Here is a 9,978-nt window from a genome sequence, read left to right on the forward strand (position 1 = left end):
ATCAGGCGGCGTTTCTTGTATCGGCAAAGACCTTGTTCATGCGCCTTCAAGGCGCATGGGACCGGAACGAGCAGGGTGACCTGTTCGAATTGACGACGCCGGAGATGTTCGCGCAAATCAAGCGGGATCTCGAAGCTCGGGGTCGCCAGGTGAGTCATACGGAAGTCACGCAACTTGACGCGGAAGTGCTTGGCACAGAACGCAATGCGGATGAAACGCTGGTTAGCGTTCGCTTTTACGGTCAACTGCGGGAAGACGATGCGCCGACTGCCCAGCCGTTCCAGGAAGTCTGGAACATGGTCAGCGACGCACGTGGCAACCAGGCGTGGCGACTGGCCGGCATTCAGCAAATTGACGGATGAGAGCGTAGTTGAAACCGGCAGCGGCCTGCTGCCGGTTACTCGTGAGGGTGGCGCGCGCCGCGGAACTACTTGAGACCAACCTTTCGCCAGCGACCGTGCGTGAGAAAGTCGAGCGCCACTTGCGGAGCGGCAAACGCTGGGCGCATGAGGCGATAGTCGGCTACTCCATCACGACTTGCGTGGATGGGCGTCCGCCCGCGTGCCGAACAAACTCGAGATCCGTTGCGCTGCCTGTGCGCAGGTCTTTAGCCGCGCGACCGAACAGCGGCGGAATCGGATCGTCTTCGAAGGATCGAGAAGCCATGAGAACGCAAACAAAACGTCTGAATGAGACGCCGACGGTCAGGCAGGAACGCTCCGTCACAATCAGTGGCCAGAATTTGGCCTCGCAGTGGAACGTTTCGCAAAGCAGGCGCATCGGCTCTGTGAGCTATCAGGCTGAACATCAGGGCTACCGTTTGACGGCCCGAGCAGAACCCGTGGAGAGTGCGTTGCACGCGGCCCATCTTGTGATCGACGGGCCGGGCTGCCCGACACAGCGCTGCTTCCACGCGCTGGATTATTTCTACGACCCAGCGCAGGCCTTGCAGTACGCGATCCGATGGGGACGGATATGGGTCGACCACCGGCTTACGAAAGTCGCCCCACAGCGCGTCGTATCGGCAAGCCCGGCAAGCAGCGCCGAACTGCTTTTGAAAGAGGAACGTACTAACCGGGCAGGGGATCATGAATGAATCGTCAGGCGAAAAAACACTCCGTTTTATTGCTCGGAAGGCAGGAAGTCCAACGGCGGCGCTTGTCTACTGGCTTGACGTGACGGAACCGTCTAGTGAGGCGAGCTTCACCGAGATAACCCGGCGCTTCGCTCCCCTGATGCAGGTCGTCTTTCCTGACGATCGACCCGGTGCGTTCGTCAACCGGAGCGCGTTGCTCGATATACAACATTTGGGAACCATCGATCGGCTCATTTTCTTGGACGGTTCGTGGCTCGACGTATGGAATGACCGCGATTGCGCGGATATCTGTAACCTGTTTTCCAGCCGGAGGCACACATGTTGTCTGCCAAAAACATTTCGATCACGGCCATAACCGGCCGCATGGAAGGCCAGCCGGTCGTGTCCGAATCCGACATGGAACGACTCCGGGAATGTGCGCACCTGCCGAGGGTGTCACCGACGCAGCGCGCCCTCCTGGACGCCATGGAAGCGACAGCCTTGTTTGTCGATTCCGCCGAGATACCACCGGACGTCGTCACGATGAATACAACGGTCGAATGTACGACCACCGATGGCACTGAGACGCATGAATGGACGCTGGTTTACCCGCGCGAGGCCGACTATCAGCGTGGGCGACTGTCCGTTCTCTCGCCGACGGGCATCGCACTGTTGGGTGCGCGTTGCGGACAAGTCATCATGTGCCTTCCGCCGAGCGGCGTGCCGGTTCATTACGTCATCAGGAAGATCCTCCTGCAACCGGAGAGTCGTCGCTTATCAGGCTGATGATATCGGGAGGAGGCACCGAAGAAACTGCATAGCGTCGCTAGCGAGCGCCCCTCAGTTGGCCCTGTGTCGCCCATTCAATTCCGTTTGATTCGGTTGGTCAAGGGTCAAGGGGGCGCTAGCATGACTGTCCTCAAGCTGCTGTCATTTTTCTCGCTGACGTTAGCGGTGATGTGGATGCTGGGTGGTGGCATCACCGTCTTTACGGCGGTCAATCACAAGATTGTCTACTCAAAACGCCGAGATGCACCGAAGAATGAGTGTCCGGCATCATTCCTGTTGCCATCACGGCCCTGTGGCCGAAAGGATTCACTTATCCGCAGTTCCGCGTCGCTTTCATACGCCAAGGCGAACCGCCGCAGGAGGCCACGGGGAAGGCCGAGATGCTCGCGTTGAGCATCGGGCGGGTTTCGGCCAGTTTCGGCCCCTCGCCCGCAAGTTCGTGCGGACACTCGAGCGTTGAATCCGCCACCAGAGATCGGACGTTGGCCGCTCCGCGTCAATTCACTGGTTTCCGATGCTCAGTACCGTTCCGCACCCATACGCGGGAATGTTGCCGAGCCCACGAAAGCAACGTCGGAGATTTCTTATGCTTGAAGAGTACTTTCAGGGCCTTAGGCAAGGAGAATGACCATGCGCATGCTTCTCAACATACGGATTCTCCACGAGCCATTCAATGCTTTTGTGCGCGATGGCACCATCGGGGAAGTGATGGCAAAGATACTTGAAGCGATGAAACCGGAAGCAGCTTATTTTACGGAGCAAAGCGGACGACGCGGAGCCATCCTCGTCATCAACCTTGATGAGCCATCGCAGATTCCCGCATTTGCTGAGCCGTGGTTTCTCACGTTCAACGCCGACTGCGAGTTTCGCGTTGTGATGCTACCGGAAGACCTGCAGAAAGCCGGGTTGGAGATGCTCGGATCGAAGTGGAAATAGCAGGCGCTGCATGCCGCGGAGCCAGGCGGCAGCACCGCCAATGAGGCCTTGCGGTCCGCCTTGTCGCGTCAAGAACAGGCTCTCTTACCAACCTAACGCTGACGGATCGCCGAGTACACGTTCGCTACCAATCGCGCCGCGACCATGTGCAGGGACTGAGCCGTGGACAAGGTGCGGAACCCTTCCTGAAAATCCCGTGAAGCAATGAGGGGGTTGGCCGAGCGTCCTGACGAATGCTCTGCGCATTCTTTCGGTATCGCCAAATCCGGTCTCTCCGGCGATCACTGCAAGTGAGAATTCCCCGGTATCGACGAGGCTGCGAGCGGCATCGACCCGCAGGATGAGCAAGATCGACAAGGTTTTGTACACCAGCATGACGCGTACGTCGTCGGGCGTCCGCGACGGCGAAAGATAGCCGCCCGCGCCCGTGCCGAGATCCACCTCGGCGTCGACCGTCAGGTCGGCCGGCAGCGCAACCTACAACGTCGACGTCGCGATCGACATCGTCTGAACGCCGTCTCCATTACGAAATGCGGTGCCTGGAGCGCGAGGGGTGTGCGCTACTCGAATGCAACGAGGGCTTGCGGCGAAGGTGGCAGCGGCGTCACCGTCACGTTGGAAAAGCCGGCTTCGCGGCCCATTTGCTCGAGTTCGCGCGCGGTGTACGCGTCGCCTTGCGGCGTGGACGCAAGCATCATAAAGGAAAACGCGGCGGCGAACGGCGGCGACACGCGATCCTCGTCGGGAACAAATTCCGCCGCGAGCGCTCGCCCTGCGGGACTGAGGCTCCTGCGGACTTTCGAGAGTAATTCCACGCAGGTTGGCGGATCGAAGTGGTGCAGGAAGTTCGTGACCAGTGCCAGATCGAAATTCGTACCCCAATCGACTTCGAACGCACTGCCGGCGACCGTGCGGTAACGCGAACTCACACCGGCCGCTGCGGCGTTCTCCGTCGCGACCTCGAGAACCGGTTGCCAGTCGGTCGCCACGATTTCCGCGCCGGGGATCGCTTCGGCGATCGCGATTCCGAACAGCCCATGCCCGGCTGCAATGTCCAGCACGCGCTTCGGTGCCTGAGGCCGCGCACTCACGTGTTGCGCGATGCTCTGTGCGGTTTGTGTCACGAAGGGTGCCATCGCACGCGCAAACTTCACCCAGACGGGATGCTCGGGCGCGATGTTGCCCAGCCCCACGGCTCCTCCGTTGCGAACGAACGCGGCGGGGTCGTCCAGCCACAGTGCCGTCATTTCAGGAGCCGCCAGGAAATCCACGATGCTCCCCATCCAGGCCTGCGAGGAAGTCGTCAGGAATGCGGTGGTCGACGGCGTCAATCGGTACTGTCCCGTTTCCTTCTGCAGAAACCCGTGCACGGTCAGAAAGTCGCAGAGTATGCGCACACCGCGCTCGGCGGCCTTTACCCGCTCGGCTATACGCTTCAGGTCGCCGTGCTCGTCCGCTATCGCGGTGAACAGATCGAGCTCGACGGCGGCTTTCACCGCGGCAGTCTTCTGATAGGCCATCGCGGCATCGACGAAGGCCTGCGGAGAGATGTCGTCCATGGTCGGTAGCCTATCGTGAGATACCCTGCAAACAGATGTTTGAATCGAATCTTTCTTGGCGGGGTTTCAACGCGTTTGTGCAGCATGGGGCTTCTGATAAGCCTAGTCGAATAATGGCTGCGCGTCGAACCTCTGATTGGAGCGGGGGCGAGCGGCCACTCAGCGGGCCTGCTCGGATTCGGCGAAATCCCGAATTCGTGGCGCTGGCGCGCTCCGTTAGTCTCGGCCGGAACCCGAATTTCTGGGTTCGGCCGTCTTCAGCCCTTCGACCGCGCGCCGTGGCGGACATTCGGATGTCGGCTCGGAGCCGGACATCGGAGGCTCGCCGGCCGGCCATCATGTAACTCGTAGCCATTGATCGAACGATTACCCCGAGATCAAGGCAGGCACGCCGGCATGTAATCGCGCGCGGTTAACACATGGCTTGAGCACGCTGCCGGAGTCGGTAGGCTAAACAACACCGGCTGGGTTTAAGGTCTGTCTTGGTCGAGAGGAAGTTACGACTCTCATTGCGCGCCTGTCCGGAACAATCAGGCAATGAATCAAGAGGATCTGACTAACATCCCCTTCCTGCATATGCCATCGTAAACGGAGCACTTTTCGATGGAGGAGCAGCATGCTTAAGACTCGGAAGCTTGGACGTGAAGGACTTGTAGTGTCGGAGATCGCGCTGGGCTGCATGGGGATGTCCTTTGCATACGGCACGCCGGACGACGAGGAATCGGTCGCAACGATCCATCGGGCGATCGAACTGGGTTGTACGTTTCTCGATACTGCGGAAATCTATGGCCCATTCACCAACGAAGAACTGCTCGGCCGTGCGTTGAAGGGGCGCCGGCACGAGGTCACGATCGCGACCAAGTTCGGTTTTGCCTTTGAAAATGGTGTGCGCGGCCTCAATAGCCGCCCCGAGCACATCAAGGGAGTGATTGATGCTTCGCTAAAGCGCTTGCAGACCGATCACATCGATTTACTGTATCAGCATCGGGTCGATCCCGATGTGCCGATCGAAGATGTTGCGGGCACGGTGAAGGATGCGATCGCGGCCGGCAAGGTGCGCTTTTTTGGCTTGTCCGAAGCGAGCGTCGATACCATCCGGCGGGCGCACGCGGTGCAACCGGTTTCCGCCTTGCAGAGTGAATATTCGCTGTTCGAGCGCGGTGTCGAAGACAAGGTCTTGCCGGCGCTTCGTGAACTCTGCATTGGTTTTGTGCCATATAGTCCGCTTGGCCGCGGGTTTCTGACCGGCACGGCGAAGCGGGCGGAAGAGTTGCCCGCCGATGACTGGCGTGCTGCCAACGATCCGCGCATTCAGGGCAGCAATTTCGACGCGAACATCAAGCTCGCCGACTTCGTCAAGGCGCTGGCGAAGGACAAGTCCGTGACGCCGGGCCAGATTGCCCTCGCATGGCTGCTTCATCAAGGCAACGATCTGGTGCCGATCCCGGGCACCAAGCGGCGCAAGTACCTCGAGGAAAACCTTGGGGCGGCTTCAGTGACGCTCACGGCAGCCGAGCTGGAAAGCATTCGCGCTTTCCTCTCGCAGCACAAGACGGCGGGTGCGCGCTACCTGCCGGCGATGCTATCGAATCTCGATCGGTAGCGCAGCACGGACGATCAGGCGAGCTCCGCGATGCAAGCCTCGAAGGTGGCGATCAGGCGGTCGACGTCAGTCGTAGAGGTTTGGTTTGTTTTTATTGAGCGCCTTGTAGTACCTTCGGCAGTTCCACATTCTGATGCATTGGCGCTGGATGATCGTCAGGTCATCCAGCCGCTCCTGACGAGCGACAACGCAAATAGCAGCTTTGGCCAAGGGTGCTTGAGTCGTACACCGTGAACGTCTGCTCTACCTCGGGAAGAGCCGTAGATGGCTCGCCATGTCGAACGTCGGTTCAGGGTCGCGTGGCGTCGCTCGACGTCGGGCAGCCGCCAGTCGGGAGAGGTGCTTCGGTTACGCCAGGTAGCTATACTCCAACTCGACGAGATCCTGAACCTGCAGGGGGAGATTTTTCCTACCCGTAGATCAACTTCCGATAGTTCGAACCGACTTCCCATGACTATGCTGCCAATTGCCGACCGTTGGTTTGAACTGAAACGCATCAGTGACGAAATCACCCTGCTGTGGGAACCTCATGTCGTGCCACTGATGCGGTGCAATATCTGGCACGTGCGGGGCCGCGACCGGGACCTGATGATCGACACCGGAATGGGCATTGCCAGTCTGCTTGACGCGGCCCGGCATCTGCTTCAAAAGAAAGTGACCGCAGTCGCGACACATACGCACTCGGATCATGTAGGCGGACATCATGAGTTCGAGCACACGCTTGTCCACGAACTGGAGGCCGACAACCTGCGCTCGCCGCGCGAGCGCGGCACGCTCCTGGCATCGGTATTGGGCGATGCCGCGATTCGTCGATACCACGAATTTGGCTATCCGTTCGATGGCGATCTGATCACCGCCCTTCCAAAGGCCGATTACCAGATGTCCGACTACCGCGTGCGAGCTGCAACCGTCACGGAAATCGTCAAGGAAGGGAATATTGTCGATCTCGGTAACCGGCATTTCGAAGTCCTGCATCTGCCAGGCCATTCACCGGGGAGCATCGGTCTTTGGGAGCCGGCCACCGGCACGTTGTTCTCCGGCGATGCGATCTACGATGGCCCGCTGCTGGACGAGATCGGCGGTGCCGATATCCCGACCTATGTGCGTACGATGAAGCGTTTGCGCGAATTGCCCGTGCAAGTCGTCCACGCGGGACACGACGCGAGCTTCGGGCGGGAACAACTGGTCGCGCTGATCGACGCCTATCTGGCGAAACGCGCATGATCGTTATCGAAAAATAGCGTGGGACGACGATCAACCATCACCATCGGTCCCTTTCCGCCATCTACGGTCCTCCGCAATTCATTGGCGAATGTCTGCTCAAGAGTTGCCGAGCCGCCGTTTGATCCCGTAATGGAAGCCACTCCTCAGCCCTGGCTGACTCTCTGGTTGAGACGAAGCTCAGGATTTCGCAATGCCCGTTCCACGGCTGACAAACGGGCGTCGATAAGCCAATCGTCTTGAGATGAAGGTGCGGCTACGTACGACTGTATTCCTATTATGAGCAAACCATCATTTCGCGAAGACATTCTCGCTGCCGGCCTCCAGGTGATGCTTCGGTCGGGATACGAAGGGGCGAGTGTGCGCGATATCTGCGCAGCGGCGGGTGCTCCGCACGGCTCCTTCACCAATCACTTCCGCCCCAAGGAGGCTTTTGCGGAGGAAGTGCTGGACCGCTATTTTGCTCACACCAAGGGGTTAGTCAAAGAGGCTTTGAACGACAAGTCACTTATTCCCCGGCAGCGACTGAAGCGGTATCTGGACATCATCAGCCGCGTGCTGGGCAGACGACAAATGGAATCGCGGTTGCCTGATCGGCGATTTCAGTCTTGAGACCGCCTCTCAAAGCGAGCTCTTGCGCGAAAGACTCGAGGCGATATTCCAAGAATGGCGTGCTCCATTTGCCTCGTGCATCGCCGAGGCTCAAGCCGCCGGGTGAAATCGATTCGACGTTCGATCCGGTGGATCTCGCCGAATTTCTCCTGGCTTCCTGGGAAGGCGCAATTCTTCGCATGAAGGTGGAACGCGGCCCTGCCGCCCTCGATCGCTTCAAGAACATCGTTTTCCAAACCATATTCAAGGAGCAGAAATGATCGTCCTTTCTGACGTTGTATTGCCGCGAGTGAATGTGCTGGGTTCCACCATGGCCTATCGGGAAGCGGGAAATCCCGAAGCACCGGTCGCGCTTTTTCTGCACGGAAATCCAACGTCGTCGTACATATGGCGGAACATCATTCCCCTGGTCTCACCCGTGGCGCACTGCATCGCGCCGGATCTCATCGGGTTTGGTCAATCGGGAAAACCGGACATTGCGTATCGGTTTGCGGATCATGTTCGATACCTGGATGCGTTCCTCGATAACGCTGGAATCTCGTCAACATTTGTCATAGCGCAGGACTGGGGAACCGCACTGGCATTTCACCTGGCTGCCCGAAGGCCGGAGTTTATCCGTGGGCTTGCTTTTATGGAGTTCACCTGGCCAATGCCTACCTGGGAGGATTTTCACGCGGATGCACGCGAAACCTTTCAGAAGTTCAGGACGCCTGGCGTGGGTGAAAAAATGATTCTTGAAGGAAATGCATTCGTAGAGCAGGTTCTTCCCGCTGCAACCGTACGAAAACTGACGGATGAAGAAATGTCGGTTTACAGAGCACCATTTCCAACTCCCGAGTCGCGTCGACCAACCTGGCGTTTCCCGAATGAACTGCCGATCGCTGGAGAACCGGCGGATGTGTACTTAACCTTGGAGAACGCACATCGTGCTCTAGCACAGTCGTCTTATCCGAAGCTGCTTTTCACTGCAAATCCAGGCTCTCTGGTCTCGCCGACCGTCGCCGAGAGTTTTTCGAAGAAACTTAACGGCTGCAGAGTAGTTGAGCTTGGCGCTGGAATTCACTACTTGCAGGAGGATCATCCTGAGGTCATCGGCGCCACTATCAATGAGTGGCTAGTCGGACTGGGAGTAAGCTCCAGCCCAAAACAAAGGCTGACATTATAGGCATTCCTCTGATGCGCGGGCCGGAATGAAAAGCCGATGAGCGGATAAGGACCGTCGTCTGTGAGCGTCCGGTCCGTGGAAGCTCAGCGGACATTCGCCGCCAAAGTGCGAGAGACCGGGTCGTCTGCCGCCGATCGCCGTCAGGCAGAGGGCAGCTAAGGGTGGTCTGTTGGCCTTTATGCTCCGAAGTAGTCGAGTTCGGGCGCCACGCGCTGAAGATCTGCGACCATGAGCGTTACGCGCTCGCCAGTTGCAGGTGCTGCTGAATATTGTTGCACGGTCCTTAGGATCCGGCCTCTGTTCAACTCGAACGCGAGTCGCACCTGTTGAACAGTCTCATTTCGAGCGCCAAGCTCTTCGCAAACGACTTCAAATGGCAGCGCGAAGGCGCGGTATCCCCAGCCGAACCCATAGGCGGAAAACCACACCGCCGGAGTCGGCGCAAAGAATGGGGGCGGTCATAACAGTACGTGGCTGATCCATCGCATTCACCCGCGTCGACGATAGGTTGACATCAAAGTGTTGCACAGGGACCTTACAAACGCCGTGTTCTATCGGCATGACGTTACCAGTAGCGGAGGTGTGATTTTGCGAATTGGGACTGACTCGACCGGGTCGTGTCCTGCGGATCCCCGACAGGTAAGACCCGGCCAAAATCGGACGTTCCCCGGTACGATTGACAGGACTTCTGCACGGCCGCTTTGACCAAGCTATGCATCAATCTGTTCGCATGGCACTATAGTCCGTAGCGAAGAGCGCGTCGCAATAGCGATTAGGAGGCGAAATGGCGTTGATCTACATTGATACAAACTCATACCTCGACTTCTACCGATTCGCCTCGGCTCCAATGAAAGCTTTCAAGGATATCGATCAATACCATTCCAAGCTTGTACTCATAGCGTTATACATAAGTCCTTAGCCGAGCCCGTCGCGGAGCGCGCGTAGCGTGTCAGCGGCAGCGAGTACCTGATCGAGCCCTCGCCAGATGGTCTTGGCACCCGGTTCACCGTCGCTCTTT

General features: G+C 58.5%; 13 protein-coding genes. 10 read left to right on the plus strand and 3 right to left on the minus strand.

The annotated features are described in order from the left end of the window. A partial coding sequence (locus tag F6X37_RS34515; protein WP_187614496.1) for a Tim44 domain-containing protein occupies positions 1-362 on the plus strand: 362 nt, incomplete at its 5' end. Positions 363-522: 160 nt separating this feature from the next. On the opposite strand, the gene F6X37_RS34520 is transcribed toward F6X37_RS34515, so the two are convergent. Then, a complete protein-coding gene (locus tag F6X37_RS34520) occupies positions 523-666 on the minus strand; it encodes a hypothetical protein (RefSeq protein ID WP_187614497.1) in 144 nt (47 codons plus the stop codon). Here F6X37_RS34520 and F6X37_RS37375 point away from each other — a divergent pair. From F6X37_RS37375 to F6X37_RS34535, 3 genes are all read left to right on the plus strand, one after another. Then, positions 665-1,096 carry a hypothetical protein gene (locus tag F6X37_RS37375; RefSeq protein WP_262420137.1) on the plus strand — a complete coding sequence of 144 codons (432 nt, stop codon included), beginning with the start codon at positions 665-667 and terminating at the stop codon, positions 1,094-1,096. The genes F6X37_RS34520 and F6X37_RS37375 overlap by 2 nt on opposite strands. 318 nt (positions 1,097-1,414) lie before the next feature. Beyond that, a complete protein-coding gene (locus tag F6X37_RS34530) occupies positions 1,415-1,861 on the plus strand; it encodes a GreA/GreB family elongation factor (protein WP_262414930.1) in 447 nt (148 codons plus the stop codon). Between the two features lie 633 nt (positions 1,862-2,494). Next, positions 2,495-2,800 (plus strand): panthothenate synthetase, encoded by a 306-nt coding sequence (locus F6X37_RS34535; protein ID WP_187614498.1) that lies wholly within the window; start codon positions 2,495-2,497, stop codon positions 2,798-2,800. 84 nt (positions 2,801-2,884) lie between these two features. Here F6X37_RS34535 and F6X37_RS37380 read toward each other — a convergent pair whose 3' ends face one another. After that, positions 2,885-3,241 carry a helix-turn-helix domain-containing protein gene (locus F6X37_RS37380; RefSeq protein WP_410451525.1) on the minus strand — a complete coding sequence of 119 codons (357 nt, stop codon included), beginning with the start codon at positions 3,239-3,241 and terminating at the stop codon, positions 2,885-2,887. A 119-nt stretch (positions 3,242-3,360) separates the two neighbouring features. Further along, the gene (locus tag F6X37_RS34545) at positions 3,361-4,359 is read right to left on the minus strand and encodes a class I SAM-dependent methyltransferase (protein WP_187614499.1); all 999 of its coding nucleotides are present in this window, start codon (positions 4,357-4,359) and stop codon (positions 3,361-3,363) included. Positions 4,360-4,975: 616 nt separating this feature from the next. Here F6X37_RS34545 and F6X37_RS34550 point away from each other — a divergent pair. The 6 genes from F6X37_RS34550 (at position 4,976) to F6X37_RS34565 (ending at position 8,960) form a co-directional block, all read left to right on the plus strand. Continuing rightward, positions 4,976-5,962, plus strand: a complete 987-nt coding sequence (locus F6X37_RS34550; RefSeq protein WP_187614500.1) for an aldo/keto reductase — start codon at positions 4,976-4,978, stop codon at positions 5,960-5,962. 450 nt (positions 5,963-6,412) lie between these two features. Then, the gene (locus F6X37_RS34555) at positions 6,413-7,186 is read left to right on the plus strand and encodes an MBL fold metallo-hydrolase (RefSeq protein WP_262420138.1); all 774 of its coding nucleotides are present in this window, start codon (positions 6,413-6,415) and stop codon (positions 7,184-7,186) included. A gap of 276 nt (positions 7,187-7,462) precedes the next feature. Further along, entirely contained in the window at positions 7,463-7,795 is a 333-nt protein-coding gene (locus tag F6X37_RS37385) for a TetR/AcrR family transcriptional regulator (protein ID WP_262420139.1), read from the plus strand. Beyond that, positions 7,776-7,901, plus strand: a complete 126-nt coding sequence (locus F6X37_RS37390; protein WP_316252029.1) for a hypothetical protein — start codon at positions 7,776-7,778, stop codon at positions 7,899-7,901. The genes F6X37_RS37385 and F6X37_RS37390 overlap by 20 nt, the downstream gene beginning before the upstream one ends. Next, positions 7,864-8,055: a TetR family transcriptional regulator C-terminal domain-containing protein gene (locus F6X37_RS37395; RefSeq protein WP_262420140.1), complete on the plus strand. Its 192-nt coding sequence runs from the start codon at positions 7,864-7,866 to the stop codon at positions 8,053-8,055. The genes F6X37_RS37390 and F6X37_RS37395 overlap by 38 nt, the downstream gene beginning before the upstream one ends. Then, positions 8,052-8,960 carry a haloalkane dehalogenase gene (locus F6X37_RS34565; RefSeq protein WP_187614501.1) on the plus strand — a complete coding sequence of 303 codons (909 nt, stop codon included), beginning with the start codon at positions 8,052-8,054 and terminating at the stop codon, positions 8,958-8,960. The genes F6X37_RS37395 and F6X37_RS34565 overlap by 4 nt, the downstream gene beginning before the upstream one ends. Positions 8,961-9,978 lie beyond the last annotated feature (1,018 nt).

This window comes from Paraburkholderia sp. 31.1 (assembly GCF_014397645.1).
Taxonomy (GTDB): domain Bacteria; phylum Pseudomonadota; class Gammaproteobacteria; order Burkholderiales; family Burkholderiaceae; genus Paraburkholderia; species Paraburkholderia tuberum.